This is a genomic window from Halomicrococcus gelatinilyticus (assembly GCA_024227995.1).
GTDB lineage: Archaea > Halobacteriota > Halobacteria > Halobacteriales > Haladaptataceae > Halomicrococcus > Halomicrococcus gelatinilyticus.
Window position 1 is genome coordinate 1,935,125 of record CP100465.1, and the last position, 25,383, is coordinate 1,960,507.

Genomic DNA, 25,383 nt, shown 5'->3' on the forward strand with positions numbered 1-25,383 from the left:
GCCGACGTTTTGTCCGTTTTCCTCTATAAACCTACGCGAACCGGGACATCGGTCGCGTCGGTCCGTCTCCGCTCGGGGCTCGTACCCTCCGGCGTCGCCGCGCCCGCCGGCGTCCGTCACGCGGTGGTCGTCTCCGGCGTCGCGGTCGCGACGGTCCGCCGTCCCGCCTGTCCGTCGTGGACGACCGCGACGGACGACGGGAGCGCGCCCTCGAACGCGAACGTCGCCCGGTACCGGATCTCGGTGATGCAGTCGGCGCAGGCCGTCCCCTCGCTCGCCTGGCGCGTCGTCTCCACCATGACGGTGAACGCCCCGTCCTCGTACCGCGCGCTCGCGATCCGGGCGACGGCGCAGGAGTCGCTACCGCTGATGGTCCCCTCGACCGTCAGCGTCGCGGCGTCCCGGTCGAACGCCAGGGACGCGTCGCCGCCGACGGTGCCGCACCCCGAATCGAGCACCTCGAACGAGTGGTTCCGCAGCGTCGGTCTTCCCTCTGTCGTCCCGGCCGTCGCGTCAGTCGTCGTTCCGGTCGTCCCGTCGACGGGCGCTGCGGCGTCCGTCGCGTCGCGATACCGGTCGATGCAGCCCGCGAGGAGGCCGACGCCCGCCACCCCTCCGGCCCGGAGCACGTCTCGGCGATTCATGGTCGTCCTTCGCTTCCACTTCCAAAAACGCTCGTGGTAGCGCAAAGAGGGATTTGAGTGACCGCCGACTCGACGACGTCGTCGTCGCCCATCGCGTTCCGTCGCACCGTCGTGTCACGACGACGGTCATTGAGTCGCCGTCTCACTGCACCGGAAGACCGTAACCCCTATTACCCAAACCACGAAAGGAGAAGATGAGTCCTGATAGGGTAGTGGACTATCCTCTTGGCTTGCGGAGCCAGGGACCGGAGTTCAAATCTCCGTCAGGACGTTTCTGCCGACGCGACGTCGACGAGCGACGCGTCTTCCCGGTCGACGGTAGCCGCCACACCGACGAGCAACTGCTGTGTTTCCTGCTTCGACTGCCCGTCCGGTAGCTACCGCTCCGGTCGTCGCGTCCATCTCCGGTCGTCCCGTCGCGGCTCTACGGTCGTAGCTCCACGATGGCCCTGTCAGGGCCTCTCGTGGCGCTCGTCCCGTACCGAAGGACTTTTGAGCTCGGCGCGAATATTTACTCGTGTATGAGTAAAAGTGTTCACCTCCGGCTGTTCGCACAGGACTTCAAGAAGTGGGCCGCGAAGAAGCTCGCCAAGTAGAACCATCCTTCCCGGCGATCTGCGGTCGAGGCGGTCCCGGCGCGCCGTCCGGCGCGCGAGGCCGTCGCTCGAAGGAACTTTTCGCCAGTAGCGAGTACGGGATGCGTATGGACGCGCATCTCCGGGCCGGCGTCGCCATCTTCAACGCGGGCGAGCACCACGCCGCCCACGACGCCTGGGAGGACCACTGGCTCGACCTGCAGCGCGGCACCGACGACGAGCGGTTCCTCCACGGTCTCATCCAGTTCACCGCCGCCGTCCACCACGCCCACGGCAACAACTGGGCGGGCGTGCGCGGCCTCGCCGAGAGCGGCGCTGGCTACCTCGCCGACCTGCCCTCGACGTACCGCGAGGTGAACGTCGGGCGCGTGCGCGAGTACCTCCGCGCCGCGAGCGCCGACCCCGAACACGTCGAACGGGTCGCGGTGCCCCGTCTCACCCACGAGGGAACCGCTATCGTGCCCGAGGACCTCGACTTCGAGGCGGCGGGCGTGGCGGCTCACGCCCTCGCCGAGGAGTACGCCTACGACGAGACGGTGGTCGAGCGCGGCGTCGCGTTCGGCCGCGCCGACCTGGAGGACGGGCGCGCGACCAGCCCGTTCGTCACCCTCGTCATGGACTTCGCGCGCGACGAGGCCAACCGCGGACTGGTGTTCCAGCGCCTGCGCGAGCACGTGAGCAAGCGCCAGCACCGCGAGGAGGACGTCGAGGGGTTGTTCGACTGACGTCGCACGCGACTGGAGACGGTGAGAAAGTGCGCTACGCGTCGTACTCCGCGGAGTTGTCCTGCGGGTCGTAGTCGAGGACCTCGCGGGCGCGGTCGATGGAGTAGTACTTGCGGTCGTTGTCCGAGATGCCGTAGACGATCTCGTACTCGTAGTCGGCCTGCAGGCAGCGGTCGAACAGGTGCGCGCAGTCCCGATGGGAGAGCCACATCGCCTGCCCGCGCTCGTAGTCCTTCGGCGGGTGGTTCTTCGTCAGGTTGCCGATGCGGACCGCGACGAAGGGGAGGTCGTGCTCGTCGTGGTAGTAGCGGCCGAGGGTCTCGCCGGTCGCCTTGCTCACGCCGTAGAGGTTGCTGGGCCGCGGTAGTTCGGTACCGTCGAGGCGGAACTCGTCGTGGGAACGGTAGAGGTCGGGTTTGCGCTCCTCGGTCTCGTAGGAGCCGACGGCGTGGTTCGAGGAGGCGAAGACGAACTTGTCGACGCCGACGTCGACGGCGGCCTCCAGGACCGTCCGGGTCCCGTCGATGTTGTTCTCGAGAACGCTGTTCCAGGGCGCTTGCGGGCGCGGGTCGCCGGCGAGGTGGACGATGGCGTTGACGCCCTCGGCCGCCTCGCGGACGGCGTCGTAGTCCGTGATGTCCGCGACGTGGAACTCGTGTGGCGTCTCCTCGGCTGGGGGTTCGCGGTCGAGCAGTCGCCAGTCGTACGACTCAGACAGATCGGCGAGGATCGCCGACCCGACGCGGCCCTCGGAACCCGTGAGCAGAACGGGGTCGTCCATTCACGTGGAGGAAGGCAAACGAGCGATAAGAACCATACGATTTGCGAGCGGACTCAGGCCAGTCGCGGCAGGAGCAGTTTCTCGTAGCCGAGCTTCGCGCCGGCGACGAGCGCGACCGCGCCCATGACCGCGAACCACGCCGCGAGCGTCAGGTGGCCGTCCGTGGCGTTCTGGAGGCTGTCGTACTCCGCGACGACGCCGATGGCGGTCAACAGCACCGACCCTGCGGCGTACAGCAGGACGGTCCCGATCTCGATGCCCGCTTCCAGCAGCGAATCGTGCATACCCGCTCTCGGCACCCGCCACGCAAGTAGCTTCTGTGTCAACGAACTGTCGGCTACGGTCAGGAATCGTTTTCTTCTAGCGCGGATATCGCTCACGTATGGGTCGCTACGGAGACATCGACTATCCGACGTACACCAAGTACGGCTTCCTCTTCGGCGTGTCACTGCTCGCGCTCGGTGCACTCGGCGAGATCGTCGGCACCGCACTCTACGGTTCGCTACCGGGCTGGGAGAACGTGCTCTTCACCGAGATGGAGGCGATCGGCGTCGTCGCGATGCTGCTCTCGCCGTTCGTGTTCGGCATCCTGCTGCCCCTGACGGAGTGACGCCGTCCGCCCGTCGACTGCACGCACCCCCGGCACGTGAAACGGTTCATCCGTCCGACGTGTCGTGTACGACGGCCGTTGGAGGCCGGCCACACGCTTACGACTCCGACCGGTGAACGTTTGTATGGACTGGCGAACCGTCGTGGCTGGATTCACAGCAGGTGCTGGACTCGTCATGGGATGGCTAGAATCCGGTACGATCGGTGGGGCCGTTCTCTCAGCCGTCTTCGTCGTGGGGCTTTTCGCGGTCAGCTGGGCGATCGACGACCGCCTCTACGACCCCTGAAGACAGAGCCCGCGCCGAAGACAGAGCCCGCGCCGCTACCTTACGCTTTGCGAGCGAACGCGAGGTCGCCGTTGACGCTCTCGATGTACGCCGTGACGGTATCGCCCTCGCGGGCGCCCGAGACGAAGATGGTGTACTTGCCGCGCTCGGCGACGCCGTCGCCCTTCCGCCCGGTGCCGGTGATCTCCACCTGGTAGGTCTTGCCCTCCTCGACGGCCTCCTGCTGCTGGTGCTGCTGGGTGGCCGTCCGCTTGGTGACGGGCCGGAACGCACCGCAGGCGTCGCAGCGGAGCATCAGGTTGCGGTTCTCGCGGACGAGTCGGGTGTCCGGCAGGCCACACTCCGTGCAGAGGACGAACTCCTCGACGTACGCGTCGAGCGCGGCGTCGAAGTCCCGCTCCGAGAAGTTGCCGCTGTACCGCGCGCGTCCCTCGTCGAGGGTGCCGCTGGTGCCGAGCTGGCGCTGGAGCGCGCTGTGGACGTGTTCGGGGTCGCGCGAGAGCGCCTCCGCGATGGCGTCGAGGTTGGTCAGGCGCGTGAACGAGCCGTCCTTCTGGGCCGTCGCGCTCGGGTAGGAGAACCGGTCGTCGCCGCCTTCGAGGTCGGGGACCTCGTCGAGTCCCCTGTCGAGAGCTGAATCGTAATCCATACCTCTGGGAGGGTGTCGGAACGGAAAGACCCTTCCCTTCTTCGTCGTCCGACCCTCATCCGCCCTCTTCGACCGCGGCGTCGCCGTCCTCGCCGCCGTCGGTCGTGGCGTCCTCGACCCGCGCTCGTCGCCGGATGGCGCGCTCGACGAACTCGCTGGACAGGTCGTCGACCTCGCCGGCCTGCACGCGCCAGAGGTCGGCGTAGAGGCCGTCCGCGGCGAGCAGTTCCTGGTGGGTCCCCCGCTCGACGACCCGCCCCTCGTCGAGCACGAGGATCTGGTCCGCGTTGCGGACGGTCGAGAGGCGGTGTGCGATGGCGAACGTCGTCTTGTCGGCGGCGACGTCGGCGATGCTCCGCTGGATGAGCGCCTCGGTCTCGGTGTCGACGTGGCTCGTCGCCTCGTCGAGGACGAGGATGGCGGGGTCTTTCAGTATCGTCCGCGCGATGGAGACCCGCTGGCGCTGGCCGCCGGAGAGTTTGACCCCGCGCTCGCCCACCGCCGTGTCGTACCCCTCCGGCAGGTTCGTGATGAACTCGTGGGCCTGCGCGGCCTTCGCGGCTGCCTCGATCTCCTCGTCGCTCGCGTCGAACGTGCCATAGGCGACGTTCTCGCGGACCGTGCCGTCGAAGAGGAACGGCGTCTGGCCGACGTAGCCGACGACCGCACGCAGGCTGGTCGGCGACGCCTCGCGGACGTCGGTGCCGTCGACGCGGACGGTGCCCTCGTCGACGTCGTAGAGCCTGACGAGGAGCTTGAGGACGGTGGACTTGCCCGCGCCCGTGGGGCCGACCAGCGCCAGGGTCTCGCCGCGCTCGACCGCGAAGGAGAGGTTCTCGACGATGACCTCGTCGTCGTAGCCGAAGCTGACGTCGTCGTACTCGACCCGGCCGGCGGTGACGTCGAGGGCCGGCGCGTCCGCGTCGGCGACGAGGCGGCCGCGCTCGGTCAGCAGCTCGAACACGCGGTCGCTGGAGGCGCTCGCGCGCTGGTAGGCGTTGACGACCTGGCCGAACTGGGCCATCGGCCAGACGAACTGCTGGCTGAGGACGACGAACGTGACGAACTCGCCGGGGGCCAGCGACCCCGAGAGCGGGCCGGGCGGCCCGGCGAGCAGCCAGTAGCCGCCGACCGCGAACGTGACGACGAACCCGAGACCGGTGATCAGGCTCAGCCCGGGGAAGAAGGTGATGCGCGTGCGGATGGCGTCCCAGTTGGCGTCGTAGTACCGCCGAGAGGCGTCGGCGACGCGCGCGCTCTCGAACCGCTCGGCGCGCTCGGTCTTGATGACCGCGATGCCGCCGAGGTTGTTCTCCAGGCGCGCGTTGAGCGCGCCGACGCTCGCCCGCATCGTGGCGTACTTCGGCTGGATGACCCGCACGAAGCCGTAGGTGAACGCGGCGAGCAGCGGCACCGGCAGCAGCGCGACGAGCGCGAGCTGGGGCTGGAGCGAGACCATGACGAGGCCGATGCCGAGCACCGTCACGGCGATGGTCAGCCCCGTGCTCACGCCGTCCGTGAGGAACGACTCGAGCTGGTTCACGTCGTTGTTGAGCACGCTCATCGTCTCGCCGGTCTGGCGGTCGTCGAAGAAGCCCATGTCGAGCCCCTGCACCGCGTCGTAGGTGTCGACCCGGAGCGCGTGCTGGACGCCCTGCGCGAACGCGTTCCACCCCCAGTTCTGCAGCCACGAGAACAGCGCGCCGACGACGAACGACCCCGCGATGACGGCGATGGACAGCGCGAGCTGGTCGAGCGCGGTCGCCGGCACCCACTCCGCCGGCACCAGCGGGAGCCGGTAGGGCCGCTCCCGGAGGAAGACCCCGTCGATGGTCAGCCCGAGGACGAGCGGCGGCACCAGCCCCAGCAGGCGCGCCAGCAGCGTCGCCACCACGCCGGTCGCGAACTGGACCGTGCGGCCGCGCCCGTAGGTCGCGTAGAGTCGCCACATCGACCCCCCACCGTCCTCCCACGCCGGACCGTCGCCTTCTCCGGGCAGACCGGCGTCCTCCCGCCGCGTTGCGTCGTCCTCCCCCGGTGTCGCGTCGCCGTCCTCCCGCCGCGTTGCGTCGTCCGTCCGTGTCTCGTCACTGTCGTTGAATCGTACCACCGACCGAACGAGCTAGGGGCCGCGCGGCTTTGTGCCTTTCAGTCGGGGCTGACCGGTCGCCGTCGGACCGCCGGCACGTCCGCGTCTTCGCCGTCGTGCGCTTCCACTTTCGCTCCGCTTTCGTGAGCAACCGACAGGCATAGGCCGGTCCGGTGGCTGTTCTCGTATAGATGAGCAAGGAGTACATCGAAGTCCGAGGAGCCGAGGAACACAACCTCAAGGACCTCGACGTCCGGATTCCACGCGAGTCGTTCACCGTGGTGACCGGCCTCTCGGGGTCGGGGAAGTCCTCGCTCGCCTTCGAGACGGTGTACGCCGAGGGGCAGCGCCGCTACATCGAGAGCCTGTCGGCCTACGCCCGAAACTTCCTGGGGCAGATGGACAAACCGCAGGTCGAGAACGTCGAGGGCCTGTCGCCGGCCATCTCCATCGACCAGAAGAACGCGGCGAACAACCCGCGGTCGACGGTCGGGACGGTGACGGAGCTCCACGACTACCTCCGCCTGCTGTACGCCCGCGTCGGGACGCCCCACTGCCCGGAGTGCGGCCAGGAGGTCGGCGAGCAGAGCGCCCAAAACATGGTCAGCCGGGTGCTCGAACTCCCGGAGGGGACCCGCGCGAAGATCGCCGCGCCGGTCGTCCGCGACCAGAAGGGCGCGTTCGAGGACCTGTTCGACGACCTCGTCTCGGAGGGGTACAGCCGGGTCGAGGTCGACGGCGAGGAGTTCGACCTCACCCTCGACCGACCGGACCTCGACGAGAACTACGACCACGACGTCGACGTCGTCGTCGACCGCATCACCGTGAGCGAGGAGGCGCGCAGTCGCATCACCGACAGCGTCGAGACGGCGCTGGAGGAGGCCGACGGCGCGATGAAGCTCATCGTGCCCGACCCGCCCGCGGACGTCGACATCGGTGGCGCGACGGTGCGGTCGACCGGCGACCTGGCGAGCGAGGCGCAAAGCGCCTCGGATGCGAGCGGTGGAACCGCGGGCGAGGGCGACGACCGACTGGTCGTCGAGTTCTCCGAGGACCTCGCCTGCACCCACTGTGGCATCGACTTCCGGGAGATCGAGACCCGGAGCTTCTCGTTCAACAGCCCGCACGGCGCGTGTCCCGAGTGTGAGGGCATCGGCGAGACCAAGGAGGTCGACGAGGACCTCGTGGTCGTCGACGAAAGCAAACCCCTGAAACACGTCTTCGAGCCGTGGAGCTACCAGCGGTCGTACTACCGCCGCCAGCTCGACAACGTCGCCGACCACTTCGGCGTGAGCGTCGACACGCCGTTCGAGGACCTCGACCCCGACGTCCAGGAGGCGTTCCTCTACGGTACCCGCGAGTCGGTCCACTTCGAGTGGACGACGAAGAACGGCGTCCGCGAGAAGGACGAACCGTTCGAGGGCGTCATCCCGAACCTCGAACGCCGCCACGTCGAGACCGAGAGCCAGAGCACCCGCGAGCACATCGAGGACTACATGGCGGTCACCGAGTGTCCCGAGTGCGACGGGACGCGCCTGAACGACCAGAGCCGGTCGGTGCTCGTCGACGGCACCTCCATCACCGAGGTGAACCGGATGTCCATCGGCGACGCCCTCGCCCACTTCGAGGGGCTGGAGGCGAACCTCTCGGAGCGCGAGACGAAGATCGCCGAGGAGATTCTCAAGGAGATCCGCGCCCGCCTCGGGTTCATGGAGGAGGTCGGCCTGGAGTACCTCACCCTCGACCGCGAGGCGTCGACGCTGTCGGGCGGCGAGAGCCAGCGCATCCGGCTGGCGACGCAGGTCGGCTCCGGCCTCGTCGGCGTCCTCTACGTGCTCGACGAGCCGTCCATCGGCCTCCACCAGCGCGACAACGACCGCCTGCTGAACACCCTGGAGGGACTGCGCGACCTCGGAAACACCCTGCTCGTGGTCGAACACGACGAGGAGACGATGCGCCGCGCGGACAACGTCATCGACATGGGCCCCGGCCCGGGCAAGCGCGGCGGCGAGGTCGTCGTCCAGGGCGACGTCGACGAGGTGATGGCCCACGACGACAGCATCACGGGCGACTACCTCGCGGGGCGCAAGGACATCCCCGTCCCGGACGAGCGCCGCGACAGCGACGCCACGCTGACGGTCAGGGGCGCACGCCAGCACAACCTCAAGGACGTCGACGTCGACATCCCGGTCGGGGAGTTCACCGCCATCACCGGCGTCTCGGGGTCGGGCAAGTCGACGCTGATGCACGACATCCTCTACAAGGGGCTGGCCCGCGAGATGAACGACAACACGAGCGTCGACCCCGGCGACCACGACGCCATCGAGGGAATCGACAACGTCGAGAAGGTGCGGCTCATCGACCAGTCGCCCATCGGACGCACCCCGCGGTCGAACCCCGCCACCTACACCGGCGTGTTCGACTACATCCGCGAACTGTTCGCGGAGACGAAGCTCGCCAAGCAGCGCGGCTACGAGAAGGGTCGCTTCTCGTTCAACGTGAAGGGCGGCCGCTGCGAGGAGTGTGGCGGCCAGGGCACCGTCAAGATCGAGATGAACTTCCTCTCGGACGTGTACGTCCCCTGCGAGGAGTGCGGCGGCGAGCGCTACAACGACGAGACGCTCGACGTCACCTACAAGGACGCGACCATCTCGGACGTGCTCGACATGAGCGTCGAGGAGGCCTACGAGTTCTTCGAGGCGAACAGCCAGATCCGCCGTCGGCTGAAGCTGCTGAAGGACGTCGGCCTCGACTACATGAAGCTCGGCCAGCCGTCGACGACGCTCTCGGGCGGCGAGGCCCAGCGCATCAAGCTCGCCGAGGAGCTCGGCAAGAAGGACAGCGGCGACACGCTCTACCTGCTCGACGAGCCGACGACGGGCCTGCACAAGGAGGACGAGCGCAAGCTCATCTCGGTCCTTCAGCGCCTCGCCGACCAGGGCAACACCATCGTCGTCATCGAGCACGAACTCGACCTCGTGAAGAACGCCGACACGGTCGTCGACCTCGGCCCCGAAGGCGGCGAGAACGGCGGCGAGGTCGTCGCGACCGGGACCCCGGAGGCGGTCGCGCGCGACGAGGACTCCTTCACCGGGAAGTACCTCCGCGACAAGCTTCCGGACGTCGACCTCGACGGGCCGCGTGCAGAGCAGCGCGCGCCGGCGGCGATGGACGACTGAGACGCTGACGCGGCGCACGGCCGCCGTCCTCGGCGTCGCGCGTGTGCCTGCGGACGGGTCGCACGGGTACCGTCCGTGACCGGTTCCGTTTCTGGACGGTCGACGGTCACGAATCTGACGCGACGCGATACGGGGGCTCCTGTCCAGAATCGCCTCGAGAAGTGCTCTCTCGGCGTGAATGCTAGCGTTGTCCGTCCGAACTGCGGGCTTAAACCCCGATATTGTAAGGTGGATTACAGTGGGGTTCGGCTAAGCACTGGATAACAAAGTGCCGTCCGCGGTAATCTCACGGTCGCGGAACGACGGGTGGCCATGGCACAGATACAACAACCGATTGCGGGTTCCAGATAGCATGAGTTCGACTGACGGTACTCCACAAAAGCTCTCCGAGGATCTCATCTTCGACATCCTCAAAAACCGGCGACGTCGCTACACGCTCCATTATCTCAAGCAGCAGGACCGTCCGGTCGAACTCAGCGAACTCGCCGAGCAGGTGGCGGCCTGGGAGAACGACACGACCGTCGAGGGGTTGTCCGCCAACGAACGCAAGTCGGTGTACACGTCGCTCTACCAGACCCACCTCCCGAAGCTCGCTGACGCTGGTATCGTGGATTACAACCAGAGTCGCGGGGTCGTCGAACTCTCGGAGAACGCCGCCCAGCTGGAGGGGTACCTGCGCCCGCAGGACGAGTTCCCGTGGATCAGGTACTACCTCGGCCTCGCCATCGTCAGCGCCGTCCTCGTCCTCGCCGACTGGCTCGGTATCCCGCCGTTTACCGCCATCCCGGACGAGATCTGGGGCGTCATCATCGTCGCGGCGTTCGCCCTCTCGGCGCTGGTCCACTACGTGCGCCGTCGTCATCTCGGCGACGCCGAGCGACCGCCGACCGCACGGTGACTGCGCGGACGGTCGAGTGAACCGGCCGCGGCGAGAGCCGGTACGGACGGACGGCCCTCCCCACGCGAGACGGCGCGTCGCGCTGACGGTCTCGCGTGCGACGACCTCACCGTCGGCGACCTCGCCGTAACCGGACGGTTCTGCCGAGCGGACGCGAACTACCGGCTGCTAGCCACGGTCTTCGTCGGCGTACAGCGGCTCACTCGTCCGATGTCGCCAGTCGACGGACGGTGGCCGATTGCGGGGGTAGCGCTCGCTTACGTTCCGCTTTCGCGTCGCTTTCCCGACGGTCGTGGTGGCGGCCGACCGTCGCCGCAGCTATCATCTGAACGACACGAACGCGACCCCGACGCCGTCGACGGGTACTGACGCTCCGGCGGAGCGCAGGACGGGAACATTTATCAGCGAAGGCGGGTTCAATCGAAGTATGAGCGTGACTGCGTCGGTAGTACGTCTCTAGCGTAGCGAAACGTTACGAGTCGGCCGCGTTCTCCCTGACAACTCGCAGCGACACGACTGACATTCTCCAGAACACATGACTGACGTGCCAGACGATTACGACCCGGAACGTATCGAGCAGAAGTGGCGGACGGAGTGGCAGGAGTCCGACGTGTACCGGCCGGACGAGGACGCCGACCTGGACTACGTCATCGACACGCCGCCGCCGTACCCGACCGGCAACCTCCACATCGGCCACGGTCTCCAGTGGTCGTACATCGACTTCGCGGCCCGCTTCCACCGACTGCAGGGGGAGAACGTGCTCTTTCCGCAGGGCTGGGACTGCCACGGCCTCCCGACCGAGGTGAAGGTCGAAGAGAACCACGGCATCCACCGGACGGACGTCTCCCGCGAGGAGTTCCGCGACCGCTGTATCGACCACACGGAGGAGCAGATCGACGCGATGAAGGAGACGATGAACGAACTGGGGTTCTCCATCGACTGGAACGCCGAGTACCGGACGATGGACGCCGACTACTGGGCGAAGACCCAGCGCTCGTTCGTCGAGATGGACGACTACGTCTACCGCGACGAACACCCCGTCAACTGGTGTCCGCGCTGCGAGACCGCCATCGCGGACGCCGAGGTCGAGAACGAGGACCGGACGGGGACGCTGTACTACGTCACCTTCGAGGGCGTGGGTAACGACGACATCGAGATAGCGACGACGCGACCGGAACTGCTGCCAGCCTGCGTCGGGATGGCCGTCGACCCCGACGACGAGCGCTACGCCGACCGGGTCGGCGACACCTTCGAGGTGCCCCTGTTCGGCCAGAAGGTCGAACTCATCGCCGACGACGACGTCGACGGCGACTTCGGGACCGGTGCGGTGATGGTCTGCACCTTCGGCGACAAGCAGGACGTCGACTGGTGGGCCGAACACGACCTCGACCTGCGCCCGGTGTTCACCGAGGACGGTCACCTGAACGAACTCGCCGGCGAGTTCGAGGGGCTCCCCATCGACGCGGCGAAGACCGAGGTCGCGGAGTCGCTGGACGACGCGGGCTACCTCAACGACTCGGAACCGACCGAGCAGTCGGTCGGCACCTGCTGGCGCTGTGACACGCCCATCGAGATCCTCTCGAAGGAGCAGTGGTTCGTCGAGGTCCGCCAGGACGAGATCCTGGAGCAGGCCGAGCAGGTCGAGTGGATCCCCGACCACATGCAGGCTCGCCTGGAGGAGTGGACCGAGGGGATGGACTGGGACTGGGTCATCTCGCGCCAGCGCGTGTTCGCCACGCCCATCCCGGCGTGGGAGTGCGACGAGTGCGGCCACTGGCACATCGCCGACCGCGAGGACCTGCCGGTCGACCCGACGGAGGACGACCCCGTCGTCGGCGACTGCCCCGAGTGCGGTGCGGACGCGTGGGTCGGCGAGACCGACGTGATGGACACCTGGATGGACTCCTCCATCACGCCGCTGCACGTCTCGGGCTGGCCCGACGACCTCGACCTCGACGAGTTCGACCCGGTCGGCCTGCGCCCGCAGGGCCACGACATCATCCGGACGTGGGCGTTCTACACCCTCCTGCGCACTGCGGCGCTGGCCGACGAGCACCCGTGGGACACCATCCTCGTCAACGGGATGGTGTTCGGCCCGGACGGCAACAAGATGAGCAAGTCGCGGGGCAACGTCGTCGCGCCCACCGAGGCCGTCGAGGAGTACAGCGCCGACGCCTTCCGGCAGTCGCTCGCGCTCGGCGGCCAGCCCGGCAGCGACATCCAGTTCCAGTGGAAGGAGGTCAAGTCGGCCTCGCGGTTCCTGACGAAGGTGTGGAACATCTTCCAGTTCGCCGCCAGCCACTTCGACGAGGACACCGCCGACGTGGCGGACCCGGCGTACCGCGACGCCGACCGCTGGATCCTCTCGAAGCTCTCGCGGACCGCCGACGCGGTCGAGGCGGACATGGCCGACCACCGCTACGACACCGCGCTGCGGACGCTGCGGGAGTTCGTCTGGGAGGACCTCGCGGACGACTACCTCGAACTCGTCAAGGGTCGCCTCTACGAGGGCCGTCCCGGCGAGCGCGACGCCGCCCGGCACGCGCTGTACACCTGCGTCTCAAGCGTCGTCCGGATGCTCGCGCCGTTCTCGCCGTACCTCACCGAGGAGGTGTACGACCACCTCCCCGGCACCGAGGGCAGCGTCCACCGCGCCGACTGGCCGGACGTGGCGATGCACGACGAGCAGGCCGAACTGGCCGGCGAGGTCATCGCCGAGGTCGCCGGCGAGGTCCGCGCCTGGAAGTCCGACGAGGGGATGGCGCTCAACGCCGACCTCGACCGCATCGAACTGTACGCCGACCTCGAACGCGCGCCGGACACCTACGACCTGAGCGAGACGGTGGCCGCGCCGGTGTACATCGAGCAGGGTCGCCCGAACGTCGAACTCGCCCCGGTCGACGTCGACCCGGACCACTCGTCCATCGGGCCGGAGTTCCGCGACCGCGCGGGTGCCGTCGTCGGCGCGCTCGAAGCCGCCGACCCCGCCGAACTGAAGGCCCAGAAGCAGACCCACGGCGAGGTCACCCTCGACGCCGGCGGCGAGGAGGTCACCCTCGACGGCGACTGGTTCGCGGTCGAGGAGGAGTACCGCGCCGAGAGCGGCGAGGAGGTCGAGGTGCTGGAGACCGAGCACGCGACGGTCCTCGTGTTCCCCTGACCGACGCCCGTCAGTCAGCGAGGACCTGACCGTCGAGATTCACGCTCGACGCCCGAACTGCGCCGCGAACTTCCCTCAGAGCTGCTTTTGCATGCAGGTCGCCGAGTCCGGACACAGCTCCGCGAACTCGGTCGTTCCCTGGATGCTCGACGGGACTGTCTCCCGGGCGACCGCCTCGTACCCGCGCTGGTTGAAGAACGCCGCTGCGGTCGTGGTCAGCAGGTAGAGCGTCTCCACCCCGCTAGTGCGTGCGCGGTCCTCCAGCGCGTCGCACAGCGCCGTCCCGTACCCCTGTCCGCGGTTCGACTCCGCGACGACCACGGACCGAAGGAGTCCGTTCGCTCCGTATCTCTCGATTCCGCCGATTCCGACGACTTCCGTCCCGGAGCGGGCGACGAAGAAACACTCCGGCTTCGAACGGACGTCCCGATGCGGAAGCTCGTTCGTTTCCAACAGGGATTCGACGCGAGCGACGTCGTCGTCGCTCGCCTGCCGGACGGTCAGCGATGGCGCGGTCATGCAGTATCGCTGTCCTCCTGTGAAGGCGTTCGGGCACTGCGCTGTGGTCGACGCATCGGTCAGCACACCTCGTCGGCGGGGAGCTGTCTGACTGTTATTCGGGCCCTGCCGCCGAGGTCGAACGCGAACCCCTCGCAGTCGTAGAAGCAGCGGACCAGCGCGTGGGCGCGGCGCCCGCCGACGACCAGGCCGCCGGCGGCCGCGATGGCCGCGGTGCCGACTAGGGGTCGACTCGCAACCCACGGCAGCACGGGGATCGCGGCGACCATGGCGTAGCTCAGGAGGACCTTCCGCCAGGTCGGCTGTTCGATTCGTGGACGGTCTCGTGGATCAGACGGTGGTCTGTACATTGATACGGTATCCTGTGTACTGGCGTCTGTCGTGGCTGTTCCAACTGACGCGGCCGGCGGCCCGCTCGTCACCGCGACGATGGCGCTCGTGCGGGCCCGTTCTCAGGCTACGACTCCGCCTCCGTGGCTGGCTTCTCGGCCTCGATCCTCGCCGAGACGACGTAGTCGCTCAGGTCGCGCTCGTCGTCCCAGTCGCGGATGAACTCGTCGCTGTCCGACTTCGGCTCGATGGATACGGCCGTGAATCCGGCGTCGGTCAGCATCGCCTCCAGCGCGGAGATCGACGCCGCTCCGCCGACGCACGCCGCCACCGACGACGGGTCGGCCTCCAGTTCGGTCGGTAGCTCCGTGGTCAGGACCACGTCCGAGATGGCGATGCGTCCACCTGGTCGGAGGACGCGATACGCCTCGCGGAACACCTGGGACTTGTCCGGCGAGAGGTTGACGACGCAGTTCGAGATGATGACGTCCACGGATGCGTCGGCAACCGGGAGGTGTTCGATCTCCCCCAGGCGGAACTCGACGTTCGACGCGTCGTTCTCTTCGACGTTGTCGCGGGCCTTCTCGACCATCTCGGGCGTCATGTCGACGCCGATCACGTGGCCGTCCGGGCCGACCTCCTGGCTCGCGAGGAAGCAGTCGAAGCCGCCGCCGGAGCCGAGGTCGAGGACCGTGTCACCCGCCTCAAGGCTGGCGATGGCGGTCGGGTTCCCGCAGCCGAGGCCCAGGTTCGCGTCCCCGTCGACGGCGTCGACGTCGTCGTCCGAATAGCCGAGCTTCAGCGACTGATCGGCGGCGGTAGTTCCACAGCAGGCGTCGTCGTCGCTGTCGTCGCTGCAACACGACGACGCTGTGGTCGACGACTCCTCGGCGATGCCCCCGTACCGTTCGCGCACCGCGGTGCGCTGCGCTGCCGGGTCGAGACCGTCGCCGTCCGCACTGCTGCCGTCCGTGCCGTCGCCGTCCGCGTCGACGGCGGGAGCCTCATCGGCCATTCTCTGCCCTCCTGTCGTCGAGGACGCGGAGCAGTCGTTCGGCGGCCGGCGTCGCGGTGTAGTACCGCCACCGTCCCTCCTTCCGCCGCTCGACCAGTCCGGCGCTGAAGAGCCGCGAGAGCGCCTGGCTGACCGCCCCCTGGCTCACGCCGAGCGCGGGCTCCAGTTCGCACACGCAGACGTCGTCGTCGGCCTCGGCGATGAGCCGAAGCGCCTCGTACCTGGTGTCGTTACCGAGGGTCGCGAGGATGTCGACGTCCGCAGCTACCTCCGACTCCGACAGCGAATGGGAGTGACTGGCCGAACAGCATCCGGTCTCTTGCTGGCGTTCCGTCTCGGCTCGCTGACTGTCCGTCTTCTGCCCACTCATTTTAGCACGTGCTAATATTAGACTTCGCTAATATAAGTCTGCTGGTCAACTGACGGTCGGGACTGGTGCGGACGAAGGCTGGAGCTACGGCGGCCAGGAACCGGTTCCGGACCCGCGATTCCGGTCGCTCACGGGGGGACGAACGCCGAGAAAGGGTCTATGGACGCGATTCGACGGCGCGTCAGAGCACCTGCCGCTGGCAGGAGCCACAGAGGTTCTCCTCTTTCACGTCGACCTCGCGGACGGTCGGCGAGAAGTTCATCACGCAGCGGGAGTTGTCGCAGTGTTCGAGGCCGATGGTGTGGCCGATCTCGTGGACGACCTCCTTGCGGACGCGGTCGGAGAAGACGTCGCTCGCCGACTTCGTGGCGAGGCCGCCGTCGGAGGAGGTCTGCAGGCGGTAGGTCGAGATGACGCTGCCGGCACCGTCGAGGTAGGCGAGGCCGAAGACGTAGTTGCGCCGCCGGTAGAAGAGGTCGCGGGGCGTGATGGCGATGTTCTTGTCGCCGGTGCCGACCCGTCCCGCGAGTTCGATGAAGTCCTCGGCGCGGTACTGGTCGCGGTTCGGGTCGTGGGACCCGGCCGGAATCTCCTGCCGTTCGTGCACCGTCACGTCGCTGTCGTAGACCGACCGCAGGGCGGCTGATGCCTCCCGCTTGACCCGTCCCGTCACGTCCCCCACGGGGACGATGTCAATCAGCATAGCAACCCATATGGCGGGGCCCCCCATAAACATCCCGCCGTGAAGCCGACCACCCGCGACGCCATCGTCGCCAAACTGGCCGACCGCGACGCCGCCGTCGAGGTTGGCGTCGGCAATCGTCACGACGTCGCCACCGCACTCGCGGCGGCCGGCGTCGCGGTGACCGCGACCGACGTCGTCCCCCGCGACGTCCCGGGAGACGTCGAGTTCGTCGTGGACGACGTGACCGACCCCGCCCCCGACGTCTACGCCGACGCCGAGGTGCTGTACGCGCTCAACCTGCCGCCGGAGCTCCACCGGCCGTTCGCGGCCGTGGCCCGCCAGCACGGGGCCGACGCCGTGTTCACGACGCTCGGCGCGGAACAGCCGGCCGTGGCCGTCCGCCGCGAGACGATCCCCGGCGACACCCTGTTCTGGGCGCGCGAGTAGGTTCCTCGTGCGGACGGAGTCGTCCGGTCGCGCGAACCGGCTCTTTGATACGCCGAACCAACGCACACCACAAAGTATTCGAGCGACGCGTTAGGACGACGACACATGGAGTTCGACATCGAGAACGGCCCGAGCAATGCGGTCCTCGTCGCGACGCTGGACGCTGACGAGCGCATCGAGGCGGACCCGGGGACCATGATCTCCCGGAGTGCTGCCGTCAAAAGCGACGCGACGAGCAACGGCGACGGTGCGACGGGCATGCTCAAGAGCGCGCTCAGCGACGAGCGCGAGGTCCTCAAGACCGTCTTCGAGGCGGAGGCGGACGGGAGTACCGTCACGCTCGGTCCCGACCTGCCGGGCGACATCACGCGCGTCGACCTGGCGGAGACTGGCCGCGTGAAGGTCCAGTCCGGCGGCATCGTCGCGTGGACGCCGGACGTCGAGAAGTCGACCGCCGTCAACGAGGCGGGCAACTTCTTCTCGTCGGGCGAACTCACCGTGCTGGCGCTCGACGGCGACGGCGTCGCCTTCCTCTCGGCCTTCGGCGCGCTGCGCCAGCACGACGTCACGCCCGAGGACCCGCTGGTCGTCGACGAGGACCACCTGCTCGCCTGGACCGACGGCCTGGACGTCAGCCGGACGAAAGACTCCAGCCTGAAGTCCTCGCTGCTCGGCGGCGAGGGCTTCGTCACGCGGTTCGAGGGCGACGGCCACGTGTGGCTGCAGACGCGCGACCCGCTCGTGCTCCGCGGGAACAACGCCTGACCGTACTCGAACAGTTCATTCTGTTCGTTGGCGTCTCTTTCCGGGACGCAGTTCGGATGCGGTTCTCCACCTCCGTGTCGGAAACCCGGTCGGCCGGCGGCCTGGCGGATTGAAAGGGCGAGGCTGGTTCGGCGTCTCCGCGAGCGCAGCGAGCGGATGGCTCGGACGACTCGCGGTGCTCGTCGTCCGGCGAACCCCGGCGACGAAAGCACCGCAGCCGCCGGAGGCGGCGAGGAGCACACCGAGCCGCGGGAGTCGAACCAGGCGAGGGCTTTCTGGCGGTCCTGCTGAATCGCTTCGTTTCGACCGCGCGTACTCTCTACACCCCTTCCAGAGCGCCAACCTAGTTTAGCCCGGCGTCCGAAGGGCCGGTATGATCGAACCGGACCTCGCCGACAGGGTCGCGCTCGTCACTGGGAGTTCGAAGGGCGTCGGCCGCGAACTGCTGCTCTCGCTGGCCGACTGCGGCGCGGACGTGGCCGTCCACTACCGCAGCAGCGACGAGCGGGCGCGGGAGGTGGCGACGGTCGCCCGCGAGCGCGGCGTCGACGCGACGGTCGTCCAGGGCGACGTGACCGACCCGGACGACGTCGACGCGCTGTTCTCGGCCGTCGAGGAGGACCTCGGGAGCGTCGACGTGCTGGTGAACAACGTCGGCCCGTTCGCGCCGAAGCACTGGGAGGAACTGTCCGTCGAGGAGTGGAACGCCGTCCTGCTCGGGAACGTCAACAGCACCTACCTCGCGTCGCGGCGCGCGCTCGACGGGATGCGCAAGCAGGGGTACGGCCGCATCGTCAACGTCGGGTACGCCAGCGCCGAGAAGGGCCTCGTCGCGCCGAAGAACGCGCCGTACTTCATCGCCAAGGCGGGCGTGCTGACGTTCACGCGGATGCTCGCCGCCGACACCCAGGACGACGGCATCACGGTCAACGCCGTCTCGCCGTACGTCGTCGAGAACTCCGACGTGTTCCCGGACGAACTCCCCCGCGGACGCCCCGCGGAGTTCGACGACCTCTCGCAGGCGGTCCGTTTCTTCCTCGAAGAATCGAGCGGCTACCTCAGCGGCGTGAACGTAACGGTCGACGGCGGGTGGCTCCCGGAGAAGGTGTAGCCGTCGGCGCGAACGGTTAACTCGCCGCGCGTCGAACTCCGACGTGCCATGTCATCGGGGGAGAAACCGACGCCGGTCGAGATTCCGGTGGACGGCGTCACGCTCGAAGGCGACCTCGGGATTCCCGAGGGGGCGACCGGACTGGTCGTCTTCGCGCACGGGAGCGGCAGCAGTCGGAAGAGCCCGCGCAACCAGTTCGTCGCCGAGCGCCTGCGCGACCGGGGGCTCGGGACCTTGCTCTTCGACCTGCTCACCGAACAGGAGGACCAGCGGTACGAGACGCGCTTCGACGTCGACCTGCTGGTCGACCGCCTCGTCGCGGCGAGCGAGTGGGTCGACGAGGAGGCCACGACGCGCGACCTCCGGGTGGGGTACTTCGGGTCGAGCACCGGCGCGGCCGCCGCGCTCCGGGCCGCGGCACGCCGGGACGTCGACGCCGTCGTCTCGCGCGGCGGCCGCGTCGACCTGGCGTCGGCGGTGCTCGGGGAGGTGACGGCGCCGACGCTGTTCGTCGTCGGCGGCGCGGACCACACGGTGCTGGAACTCAACCGCGAGGCATACGACGACCTGACCTGCGAGAAGTCGCTCGAAGTCGTGGAGGGCGCGGGCCACCTCTTCGAGGAACCCGGCGCGCTGGAGGCGGTCGCCGACCACGCCGGCGACTGGTTCGTCGACCACCTCGCGTGAGCGCGCGAGCCCTTCCGCTTTTTGCCGCCGTCGTCGTAGCCGACGGCATGTCTCACGCCGGACCGTCCGCCGCCCAGCGCTTCTACGGGCGGTGGGCGCGGCTCTACGACGTCCTCGCGTCGGCAACCCCCGGACTCGCCCGCCTGCGCGACCTGGCGGTCGACCGCCTCGACCTCGCGCCGGGCGACACCGTCGTCGAGATGGGCTGTGGCACCGGCGCGAACTTCCCGCACCTGCGCGACCGCGTCGGCCCGTCGGGGACGGTCGTCGGCGTCGACTTCACGCGAGAGATGCTCGCACAGGCCCGCGACCGGGTCCGGCGGGAGGGCTGGACGAACGTCCACCTCGTGCAGGCCGACGCCGCCTCGTTCGCGCCCCGGGAGCCGGTCGACGCCGTGCTGGCGACGTTCGTCGTCGGGATGCTGGACGACCCCGCCGCGGCCGTCGACGGGTGGGTCGACTCGCTGCGCCCCGGCGGTCACCTCGCGCTGCTGGACGCCGCCCAGAGCGGACGAGCCTCCGCCTGGCCGGTCGACGTCGCGTTCCGCGGCCTCGTCCTCGCGTCGACGCCCGGCGACCGGTCCGGGTTCGACGACCCGCCCTGGCAGGTGCTCGACGAGCGGGTCGCGGCGGCGCGAGCGGCGCTGGCCGAGCGCGCGGTCGACGTCGCGGACAGCGAGCACGTCCTCGGCGTCGTCCGCGTCACCGGCGGGCGGGTCCCCTGAACCGCGCTGGCGTCGTCAGTCGTCCGCGGGCGAGGGGCTGGGCGTCATCTCGACGTCGCCGCCGACGCCGAGTTCGTCCAGCGCGACCTGGGCGGCGCGCTTGCCCGACAGCAACATCGCGCCGAACGTCGGTCCCATCCGGGTCAGGCCGTACGTCGTCGCGGTCGCCAGCCCCGTGGCGACGAGGCCGTCGTGGACCGTCCCGGTGTGTTCGACGACCTCGTCCTCGCTCTTGGCGACCCACATCGAGTCGTGACCGGGCGAGTCGTGGCCGGGCGCGCCGTACTCGTCGTCGCCCGACCGGTCCATGCCGGTGGTGTGCTCCTGGGCGTGCTCGATGCCGGGAGCGTCGAGGACCCCTCGTTCCTGCAGCTTCGAGACGACGACCGCCTCGTGGCCCGTGGCGTCGACGACGAGGTCGGACTCGACCGCGATGGGGTCGACGCAGGTCAGTTCGCGCGGCAGGGCGTGGACCGGCGTCCAGTTCATCACGACGCCGCCGACGTGGTGGCCCTCGCGGACGACCACGTCGGTGAACTCCGTCATGTTCTGCATCTTCGCGCCGGCGTCGCAGGTCGCCTCGATGAGCGCCGAGCAGGCGTGGGGCCCGTTGGCGACGTAGAGGTCCTCGCTCTCGTCGCTCGCCTCGTAGGGCACGTCGAGTTCGTCGAGGACGGACTGGGCGGGGTCGCGCACGGTGACCTTGTTCATCAGGAAGCCGCCGAGCCAGAACCCGCCGCCGAAGTAGTTGTTCTTCTCGACGACCATCGTCTTCACGCCGCGCTCGGCGAGTTCCTTCGCGGCCGTCAGCCCCGAGGGACCGCCGCCCACGACGACGACCTCGCTCTCGCTGAAGTCGATGAACTCGTCGCTCCACTCCTGGCCGATAGCGCGCGTTACCTCCGCTTCGCCGACGTCGCTGAAGCCGTTGAACTCCTGCATACCACCTAGTGATATACCTGGGTGGTTGAAAGTAGTTTCCCCCGGGACTCGGCGTCGTCGTCTGGAACGCGACTCGCACCGGGCGTCGCGGTCGAGGACAGGATTGCCGCCAGAGGGGCCGAACGGCCGGAATCACGGTTTCGGTTCCGGCGACGGTCTGTCTGACCATCAGGGTTATATGGGTGGTGTGCCTTACCATAGCACGTATGGCTTCCGCACCAACCGGCGACGCTGACGAATCCGTTTTCGACCAGTTCCTGTCCGACCGTGGTCACGAGACAGAGCAGGTAGACTGGGAACGGGAGTACAACAAGAAGCAGTGCCCGGAGTGCGGCGGACTCCACGACCTCTCGGCGGCCGACTGTACCGTCTGTGGGTGGTCCCCGTAGCGGCGACCAGCGACCGACCGAACCGCCTTCCGAACGCCATTTTTAGGAGTGTCCCTGCCGGAGAGCGTGTGCGCCGACGATTCCGGCGCGGAACGAGCCCGCACGGAAGTCCACCAGTGCACGGGTTGGCCAGCGAGCAGGCCCGCCAGGGCGCGACGTCCGTCGCGGACCGCGGCCGCGGTACGGCGTGGCTACTCCCGGTAGGCGCGCCCACGTGAGCCTACAGGGCGGTGATGATGCCCGCGCCGACGACCACCAGCGTCGCGCCCGCGACGACGCCCCGCGTCACGCGTTCGAGGTCCTTCAGGAGGAAGTAGGCGAACCCTGTCGTGAACAGCGGCGCGGTCCCGGTCAGCGGGTCGACGACGGCGATGCGGCCCTCCGGGAGCGCCAGCGCGGCGAACAGCGACAGCAGCGCGACCGCCGTGAGGAGGCCGCTGACGGCGAACCGGCCGTAGGTCCGCCGGGGGGCGTCCAGCACGTCCCGGCGACCGCGCGCGACGGCGTACGCCGCGAGCGCGACGAGCGCGGCGGTCTCGTTGATCGCGACCGCCTGCAGCGGCGTCGCCGGCGTGACGTCGAGGCCGAACCGCCGGACGACGTTGCCGACGGCGAACGCGGCCGCGGCGGCGAGCGGGAAGGCGAGGTCGCGGGGCTGCCAGCCGCGGACGTCGCCGCCTTTGGCGAGCGCGAGCACGGCGAGGCCCGCGACGAGCACGACGATGCCGACCGCCGTCGCGACCGACACCGGTTCGCCCAGCCACGCGAACGCCAGCGCCGTGGCGAACAGCGGGCGCGCGCTGATACCGGCGCTGTTGACGCTCGCGCCGACGCGGTGGACGCCCTCGAACGTCGCCAGCCGGCCCACCGCGGTGCCGACGAAGCCGGCGAAGAGGAAGACAGCGATGGCGCTCGGGGCGAGCGCGGCGAGCGGGTCGGTGCCGCGCAGCGCGAACAGCGCGACCCAGTAGATGGTGCTGTCGACGACGACCACGACCAGCGACGCCTGGAGCGCGCTCCCGCCGGCGTCCATCCCTCGCTTCGAGACGACGGGCTCGAACCCCCACAGCAGCGCGGGGACCAGCGAAAGCGCGTACACGTCGAGCGGTGACGCCATCGCCGGTACTCGCCGCTCCGGCGGCTTAGCTGGTGCGGTCCCGTTCCGGTCGTTCGGTCGGTGCGGTCCGGCTTCGTGGATTCGTTGCAGCAGCGTCGAAGGATGCCGATAGACATTTAGTGTAACATAAAAAATTGGTTCGTGGGAGAGAGAGCATGCCAGAGTGCAAGAACTGCGGCACGTTCGTAACCGCCGACTACGCACGGGTGTTCACCCCCCAGGGAGTCGACGAACCCCGCGTCTGCCCGGAGTGCGAGGACAAGATACGTGACGGCGCCGACGTCCGCGAGGCGCGCTCGCCCCGCGGCAACTGACGCCGTCGGACCGTCCCGTTTTCCAAACAATCGAGGCCGTCGCGCCGTCTCGATTCACGTCGTTTTATGGGTTCCCGTCACCTGTGGTGGTGTAATGACGACGACCGAGGCCGAGACGGACGCGAAAGTGACCCGGCTGTTCGGTGGACCGGGAAGCGGTAAGACGACCGAACTGCTGGACCGCGTCGAGGACATCCTCGACCGCGACGACGTGGACGTCAACGACGTGCTCGTGGTCTCCTACACGCGAGCGGCGGCGAACGAGGTCCGTGAGCGCCTCGCGGAACGGCTCGACGTCGACCCCCGGACGCTCCAGGGGAACGTCTGTACGATGCACGCGAAGGCGTACGAACTGCTGAACCTCTCCCGCGGCGACGTGGTCGGCGAGAGCGACAAGGAGGAGTTCTGCGAGGAGTACGGACTGGAGTACGAGGACGAGTACAGCGGCTCCGGTCGGCGGACCGCGCGCTCGACGACGCTGGGCAACAAGATAATCGCCACCTCGCAGTGGCTCCAGCGCACCCGGCGCGACGTCGCCGACTGGTACGACGTCCCCTTCCAGTGGAACGAGGAGGAGGTCCGTCTGCCGCCCGAGATCGACCCGAACGCCCAGGAGGGCAACAAGTACACGCCGACCTGGCCGAGCGACGACGACCGCTTCGACGTCCCCGAGGCCATCCGCGGCTGGCGCACGTACAAGGGCGAGAACGACCTCGTCGGCTTCGCGGACATGCTCGAACGGGTGAAGCAGCGCTCGCTCCTGCCGAACGTCGACTACCTGGTCATCGACGAGTTCCAGGACATCACCCAGCTCCAGTACGACATCTACGAGGAGTGGAAGCCGCACATGGAGAACGTCCTCATCGCGGGCGACGACGACCAGGTCGTCTACGCCTGGCAGGGTGCGGACCCGCAGCTGCTGCTCGGCGAGGGCGGCAACGACGTCATCCTCGACACCTCCCACCGTCTCCCCTCGAAGATACTGAAGGTCGTCCAGCAGGAGGTCGGCCACATCGACGAGCGCCAGGAGAAGAACCTCTCCCCGCGCGTCGAGGGCGGCACCGTCGAGGCCGTCGAGAGCCCGTCGATGTTGGAACTCGTGCGCAACGTCCGCTACACCGTCGAGGAACACGACGGGACGCTGATGGTGCTGTTCCGCGCCCGCTACCAGATGTTCCGGTTCATCGACGAGTTCATCGACGAGGGCATCCCGTTCAGCACGCTGACCGACCAGCGGATGTGGACCGACCGGCTGAACCAGTACGTCGACGCCGTCGAGAAGGTCGACCGCGATGAACCGGTCGACGGCCTGGAGGCCCGACGGCTCGCCGACATGCTCGCCGACTCGGCGTTCGGAACGAACGAGCGCGACGACTTCTTCGACGACATCGACGAGCGCAAGGAGGAGGCCGGCGTCGACGACCTCACCGAGATCGAGGTCGACCCCGAGTTCGTCACCGACCACGTCCCGTTCATGCCCGCGCCGTCGTCGGCCGCCGACATGGTCCGGAAGGTGACGAGCTACCAGCGCAACTCGATGGAGGCGTACTTCGCGGGCGACTACCGCGACATGGACCGCGACCGCGTCCGCGTCGGCACCATCCACAGCGCCAAGGGTCGCGAGGCCGACCACGTGTTCGTCGCCACCGACCTCACCGAGAAGGTGGTCGAGCAGATGGCCGCCTCTATCGACGACGAGACCGAGGTACCCGAGGTCGACGAGTTCACCTCCCGGACCGACCCCGTGCCCATCCTGACCGACAACGAGCGCCGCGTCTTCTACGTCGGGATGAGCCGTGCCCGCGAGCGCCTCGTGCTCATGGAGAACCTCGTCAGCGGCGCGCCGACGCTCCCCATCGACGTCCTCCTGGACAACGAACCGGGCGAGATGACGGTCGAGGACGTGCTCGGCGAGGAAGTCGAGACCACGCCCTGAACACCCGGCGACTCTCCTCCGTACTTTTCCGGTCCGTCCGCGGTCCCGGTCACTCCTCGTCGTCGGTCGAGGTCACTCCTCCTCGTCGTCGGTCGTGGCGACGCGGCCGGCGACGCGCTGGGCGACCGCCGCCGGCAGGTCCGAGGGCGTCGTCAGCCACTCCTGGAGGACGACCATCAGGACGCCGACGGCGACGAACGCGCCGCCGACCAGGGCGTCGCCCGCGACCAGGCGGTCGACGCCCAGCAGGGCGACGGGGAGCGCGAACACCAGCGTCGCCGCCAGGCTGACGGTGTCGAGGATGCCGAGGTTCATGCACGCCGGTAGCCTGCGGGCGAGTAAAAGTCCGCCGGGAGTCGGTGAGTGCACGGTTCGCCGACCGCCCCGTTCGGCGAACCGTCCGCCGGAGGGGCG

27 protein-coding genes and 1 tRNA gene are annotated in these 25,383 nt (G+C 68.6%); 15 read left to right on the forward strand and 13 right to left on the reverse strand.

What is annotated here, in order from left to right; genetic code table 11:
• Nucleotides 1-116: 116 nt before the first annotated feature.
• Complete coding sequence (locus tag NKT36_RS10160) at nucleotides 117-644, reverse strand: hypothetical protein (RefSeq protein ID WP_327050932.1); 528 nt, start codon at nucleotides 642-644, stop codon at nucleotides 117-119.
• Between the two features lie 198 nt (nucleotides 645-842).
• Between NKT36_RS10160 and NKT36_RS10165 the strand changes: the two genes are divergently transcribed.
• Nucleotides 843-915, forward strand: a tRNA-Arg gene (locus NKT36_RS10165).
• 432 nt (nucleotides 916-1,347) lie between these two features.
• Nucleotides 1,348-1,965, forward strand: a complete 618-nt coding sequence (locus NKT36_RS10170; RefSeq protein ID WP_327050933.1) for a DUF309 domain-containing protein — start codon at nucleotides 1,348-1,350, stop codon at nucleotides 1,963-1,965.
• Between the two features lie 34 nt (nucleotides 1,966-1,999).
• On the opposite strand, the gene azf is transcribed toward NKT36_RS10170, so the two are convergent.
• Both azf and NKT36_RS10180 read right to left on the reverse strand, forming a co-directional pair.
• Nucleotides 2,000-2,746, reverse strand: coding sequence for an NAD-dependent glucose-6-phosphate dehydrogenase Azf (azf, locus tag NKT36_RS10175; protein WP_327050934.1), 747 nt, complete (start codon nucleotides 2,744-2,746; stop codon nucleotides 2,000-2,002).
• Between the two features lie 53 nt (nucleotides 2,747-2,799).
• Complete coding sequence (locus NKT36_RS10180) at nucleotides 2,800-3,030, reverse strand: hypothetical protein (protein WP_327050935.1); 231 nt, start codon at nucleotides 3,028-3,030, stop codon at nucleotides 2,800-2,802.
• A gap of 98 nt (nucleotides 3,031-3,128) precedes the next feature.
• Here NKT36_RS10180 and NKT36_RS10185 point away from each other — a divergent pair, with 98 nt between their 5' ends.
• Nucleotides 3,129-3,356 carry a DUF7860 family protein gene (locus NKT36_RS10185; RefSeq protein ID WP_327050936.1) on the forward strand — a complete coding sequence of 76 codons (228 nt, stop codon included), beginning with the start codon at nucleotides 3,129-3,131 and terminating at the stop codon, nucleotides 3,354-3,356.
• Nucleotides 3,357-3,480: 124 nt separating this feature from the next.
• The gene (locus NKT36_RS10190; protein ID WP_327050937.1) at nucleotides 3,481-3,642 is read left to right on the forward strand and encodes a hypothetical protein; all 162 of its coding nucleotides are present in this window, start codon (nucleotides 3,481-3,483) and stop codon (nucleotides 3,640-3,642) included.
• A gap of 40 nt (nucleotides 3,643-3,682) precedes the next feature.
• Here the strand turns inward: NKT36_RS10190 and NKT36_RS10195 are convergent, their stop codons facing one another.
• Complete coding sequence (locus NKT36_RS10195; protein WP_327050938.1) at nucleotides 3,683-4,291, reverse strand: translation initiation factor IF-2 subunit beta; 609 nt, start codon at nucleotides 4,289-4,291, stop codon at nucleotides 3,683-3,685.
• A gap of 55 nt (nucleotides 4,292-4,346) precedes the next feature.
• Complete coding sequence (locus NKT36_RS10200; protein ID WP_327053384.1) at nucleotides 4,347-6,242, reverse strand: ABC transporter ATP-binding protein; 1,896 nt, start codon at nucleotides 6,240-6,242, stop codon at nucleotides 4,347-4,349.
• 329 nt (nucleotides 6,243-6,571) lie between these two features.
• Between NKT36_RS10200 and uvrA the strand changes: the two genes are divergently transcribed.
• The 3 genes from uvrA to NKT36_RS10215 all read left to right on the forward strand — a co-directional run bounded on the left by uvrA (nucleotide 6,572) and on the right by NKT36_RS10215 (nucleotide 13,617).
• A complete protein-coding gene (gene uvrA / locus NKT36_RS10205) occupies nucleotides 6,572-9,559 on the forward strand; it encodes an excinuclease ABC subunit UvrA (RefSeq protein ID WP_327050939.1) in 2,988 nt (995 codons plus the stop codon).
• A 352-nt stretch (nucleotides 9,560-9,911) separates the two neighbouring features.
• Nucleotides 9,912-10,457: a DUF7344 domain-containing protein gene (locus tag NKT36_RS10210; protein ID WP_327050940.1), complete on the forward strand. Its 546-nt coding sequence runs from the start codon at nucleotides 9,912-9,914 to the stop codon at nucleotides 10,455-10,457.
• A gap of 535 nt (nucleotides 10,458-10,992) precedes the next feature.
• A complete protein-coding gene (locus tag NKT36_RS10215) occupies nucleotides 10,993-13,617 on the forward strand; it encodes a valine--tRNA ligase (RefSeq protein ID WP_327050941.1) in 2,625 nt (874 codons plus the stop codon).
• A gap of 75 nt (nucleotides 13,618-13,692) precedes the next feature.
• Here the strand turns inward: NKT36_RS10215 and arsN2 are convergent, their stop codons facing one another.
• From arsN2 to NKT36_RS10240, 5 genes are all read right to left on the reverse strand, one after another.
• Nucleotides 13,693-14,136, reverse strand: coding sequence for an arsenic resistance N-acetyltransferase ArsN2 (arsN2, locus tag NKT36_RS10220; RefSeq protein ID WP_327050942.1), 444 nt, complete (start codon nucleotides 14,134-14,136; stop codon nucleotides 13,693-13,695).
• 59 nt (nucleotides 14,137-14,195) lie between these two features.
• Nucleotides 14,196-14,405 carry a hypothetical protein gene (locus NKT36_RS10225; protein WP_327050943.1) on the reverse strand — a complete coding sequence of 70 codons (210 nt, stop codon included), beginning with the start codon at nucleotides 14,403-14,405 and terminating at the stop codon, nucleotides 14,196-14,198.
• Nucleotides 14,406-14,593: 188 nt separating this feature from the next.
• Nucleotides 14,594-15,481: an arsenite methyltransferase gene (gene arsM / locus NKT36_RS10230; RefSeq protein ID WP_327050944.1), complete on the reverse strand. Its 888-nt coding sequence runs from the start codon at nucleotides 15,479-15,481 to the stop codon at nucleotides 14,594-14,596.
• Complete coding sequence (locus NKT36_RS10235) at nucleotides 15,471-15,851, reverse strand: ArsR/SmtB family transcription factor (protein ID WP_327050945.1); 381 nt, start codon at nucleotides 15,849-15,851, stop codon at nucleotides 15,471-15,473. Before NKT36_RS10235 ends, arsM begins: the two co-directional genes overlap by 11 nt.
• 181 nt (nucleotides 15,852-16,032) lie before the next feature.
• On the reverse strand, nucleotides 16,033-16,554 hold the full coding sequence (locus NKT36_RS10240; RefSeq protein WP_327050946.1) for an archaemetzincin family Zn-dependent metalloprotease: 522 nt from the start codon (nucleotides 16,552-16,554) through the stop codon (nucleotides 16,033-16,035).
• A 39-nt stretch (nucleotides 16,555-16,593) separates the two neighbouring features.
• Here NKT36_RS10240 and NKT36_RS10245 point away from each other — a divergent pair, with 39 nt between their 5' ends.
• From NKT36_RS10245 to NKT36_RS10265, 5 genes are all read left to right on the forward strand, one after another.
• On the forward strand, nucleotides 16,594-16,983 hold the full coding sequence (locus NKT36_RS10245) for a UPF0146 family protein (RefSeq protein WP_327050947.1): 390 nt from the start codon (nucleotides 16,594-16,596) through the stop codon (nucleotides 16,981-16,983).
• Between the two features lie 105 nt (nucleotides 16,984-17,088).
• Entirely contained in the window at nucleotides 17,089-17,748 is a 660-nt protein-coding gene (locus NKT36_RS10250) for a TIGR00266 family protein (RefSeq protein ID WP_327050948.1), read from the forward strand.
• Between the two features lie 373 nt (nucleotides 17,749-18,121).
• Complete coding sequence (locus NKT36_RS10255) at nucleotides 18,122-18,859, forward strand: SDR family oxidoreductase (RefSeq protein WP_327050949.1); 738 nt, start codon at nucleotides 18,122-18,124, stop codon at nucleotides 18,857-18,859.
• 48 nt (nucleotides 18,860-18,907) lie between these two features.
• The gene (locus NKT36_RS10260) at nucleotides 18,908-19,546 is read left to right on the forward strand and encodes a dienelactone hydrolase family protein (RefSeq protein WP_327050950.1); all 639 of its coding nucleotides are present in this window, start codon (nucleotides 18,908-18,910) and stop codon (nucleotides 19,544-19,546) included.
• A 47-nt stretch (nucleotides 19,547-19,593) separates the two neighbouring features.
• A complete protein-coding gene (locus NKT36_RS10265) occupies nucleotides 19,594-20,271 on the forward strand; it encodes a class I SAM-dependent methyltransferase (RefSeq protein ID WP_327050951.1) in 678 nt (225 codons plus the stop codon).
• 15 nt (nucleotides 20,272-20,286) lie between these two features.
• On the opposite strand, the gene NKT36_RS10270 is transcribed toward NKT36_RS10265, so the two are convergent.
• On the reverse strand, nucleotides 20,287-21,213 hold the full coding sequence (locus NKT36_RS10270) for a sulfide-dependent adenosine diphosphate thiazole synthase (protein WP_327050952.1): 927 nt from the start codon (nucleotides 21,211-21,213) through the stop codon (nucleotides 20,287-20,289).
• A 206-nt stretch (nucleotides 21,214-21,419) separates the two neighbouring features.
• On the opposite strand from NKT36_RS10270, the gene NKT36_RS10275 reads away from it, so the two are divergent.
• The gene (locus NKT36_RS10275) at nucleotides 21,420-21,602 is read left to right on the forward strand and encodes an HVO_0416 family zinc finger protein (RefSeq protein WP_327050953.1); all 183 of its coding nucleotides are present in this window, start codon (nucleotides 21,420-21,422) and stop codon (nucleotides 21,600-21,602) included.
• Nucleotides 21,603-21,822: 220 nt separating this feature from the next.
• Here NKT36_RS10275 and NKT36_RS10280 read toward each other — a convergent pair whose 3' ends face one another.
• Complete coding sequence (locus NKT36_RS10280; RefSeq protein WP_327050954.1) at nucleotides 21,823-22,719, reverse strand: DMT family transporter; 897 nt, start codon at nucleotides 22,717-22,719, stop codon at nucleotides 21,823-21,825.
• Nucleotides 22,720-22,874: 155 nt separating this feature from the next.
• On the opposite strand from NKT36_RS10280, the gene NKT36_RS10285 reads away from it, so the two are divergent.
• Nucleotides 22,875-23,033 carry a DUF7563 family protein gene (locus NKT36_RS10285; RefSeq protein WP_327050955.1) on the forward strand — a complete coding sequence of 53 codons (159 nt, stop codon included), beginning with the start codon at nucleotides 22,875-22,877 and terminating at the stop codon, nucleotides 23,031-23,033.
• A gap of 94 nt (nucleotides 23,034-23,127) precedes the next feature.
• Nucleotides 23,128-24,969 (forward strand): ATP-dependent helicase, encoded by a 1,842-nt coding sequence (locus tag NKT36_RS10290; protein ID WP_327050956.1) that lies wholly within the window; start codon nucleotides 23,128-23,130, stop codon nucleotides 24,967-24,969.
• Between the two features lie 72 nt (nucleotides 24,970-25,041).
• On the opposite strand, the gene NKT36_RS10295 is transcribed toward NKT36_RS10290, so the two are convergent.
• Nucleotides 25,042-25,284, reverse strand: a complete 243-nt coding sequence (locus NKT36_RS10295) for a DUF7533 family protein (RefSeq protein WP_327050957.1) — start codon at nucleotides 25,282-25,284, stop codon at nucleotides 25,042-25,044.
• Between the last annotated feature and the right edge of the window lie 99 nt (nucleotides 25,285-25,383).